1 pseudogene is annotated in these 255 nt (G+C 34.9%); it reads left to right on the top strand.

What is annotated here, in order from left to right:
• A pseudogene (locus tag M3226_RS31995) lies at positions 1-255 on the top strand (IS4 family transposase); the annotation flags it as partial.

The following is a 255-nucleotide window of genomic DNA, read 5'->3' as shown; positions in this document are numbered from 1 at the left end:
ACTAACATCCACATTTAAAGAATTACAGGTACTAAAATATCTTAGAAAGGCTGGAATAACAAATTCTTTGGGCTTTTCTTGAGGTTACCTTTTCCAATTAATTTTTTGTTTGATCTTTGAAAACAAGTATTGGTATCGGACGCTTGAAAGTAGAAAATCTACCGATTTTCCTGCTAAGGACACTGTCTATCGTTTCTTGAATCAGTCAACCTTCGCGTGGCGTAGATTTTTACTGTTTCTTAGTGTCCACACAAT

The sequence above is a fragment of the Neobacillus cucumis genome, from assembly GCF_023715505.1.
This window is presented reverse-complemented; position numbering and strand designations above follow the sequence as displayed.